The sequence below is a fragment of the Kiritimatiellia bacterium genome, assembly GCA_028715905.1.
Classification (GTDB): Bacteria; Verrucomicrobiota; Kiritimatiellia; order JAAZAB01; family JAAZAB01; genus JAQUQV01.
In genome coordinates, this window is record JAQUQV010000133.1 from 1408 (window position 1) to 2750 (window position 1343).

Sequence of the window (1343 nt, forward strand, 5' to 3'; positions counted from 1 at the left end):
GAAGGCCGGCCGCCGGCATGTCCCAGCACCAATGTCGCCTCCGGATGATCGGCCAAATGTCTCCTGAACCTGTCCGGATGGGCAAACTGCTGGGCGGGATTATAGTCCGAAATTTCCCAGCTATGGGTAACGAGCGGTTTTCCGGACCGGCCGGCCAGCGAAAAGGCCCTTGCGTAATCCGGATGGTCGGCCTCCAGCTTATGAAACGCCGGATGAATTTTCAGCCCGACACAGGACGGCTCGGCCAACTCGCCGGCGACCCTTGCGCATTGCGATTCATTCATGGAGGGATGGAAAATGCTCATATACCTGATCCGCTTCGGCGCATATTCCAACAAGGCCGTTACGCACTCCCTTGCGCTGGTGTTTTTATCAACCAGGGCGTTATTCGGGATCAAAAACAACCGCGCAATCCCCGTTTGATCCATGGCGGCAATCCAGTCCGCCGCGGAAAAATCCTCATCCGGCGTCGGAAAGCCGAAAAGATTTCTGTTGCCGGGCATGACGTTGTGGGCGTGCGCGTCCACAATGAACGGTTCCCCGCGTTGCCATGTTCCGGCCGGAGGAATTTCGGGCGGCAGTCCGAACAATCTGCGAAGATTATTGCCGGCCAGGGCGCATTTTTCTTCCCATGAAAAATCGCCCATGACAATCGGCCCCATGGCGGCGTCCGGGCTGAAACGCGGCGCATGCGAACTGAAAAGCAGCCGCGAAAAAAGTCCTTTGGTCTTGAAACGCTCAAGCCCCAGCCAGTTGCAGAAATTATAAGTCGCGAGATACAGGTTGGCGCACTTGAGCATTTTTGCTTCCACGCGGTGCATGTGGTAAAGCAGTTTGCGCGGGCCGGATTCAAGGATGACCGTTAGCCGCGGATGCGACAGAGCAAATTGCTCCAATTCGTGGAAAGTCAGATCGGTCTGCCGGACAACCAGGGGCAGTTTGCGCTCGCAAAGCCTGCTTATCAACGGTTCAAGCGCGGCCAAGGGGCCGCTCTTTGAAGGCCGCCAGCGCCAGAGGTATATTTCGGATTCAGTCCGCGCCGCCTGGATTGTTTCTATTGAATCGGGCATCAAAACCGCGCTTTTAACAGCCGCATGGCCAGCCGGCATGGTAAAATCGGAAAAGGCCGGCTTTTCATCATGGCAATAACCGGCGTCCAGCCAGGGCAGGGCGGAACGCAAGGCTAGGTATTGGCTGCGATAATGATGCAAGATCGTTTCAAGCATAACAATTCATTGTGAATTTAAAACCTCGCGTTGCAACATCAGGCTGCCGGCCGCCGCCGCTTCCGCCGGCCCGGCAACGACCTCGCGGCCAAGCCGTTCCCCTATTTGCCGGACAAG

Annotated in this window: 1 protein-coding gene; it reads right to left on the reverse strand. The window is 56.8% G+C overall.

Going from position 1 to position 1343, the window contains the following annotated elements; translation table 11 throughout:
• Positions 1 to 1226: hypothetical protein (locus tag PHP98_12185; protein MDD5484387.1), on the reverse strand; the 1226-nt coding region annotated here is incomplete at its 3' end.
• Positions 1227 to 1343 lie beyond the last annotated feature (117 nt).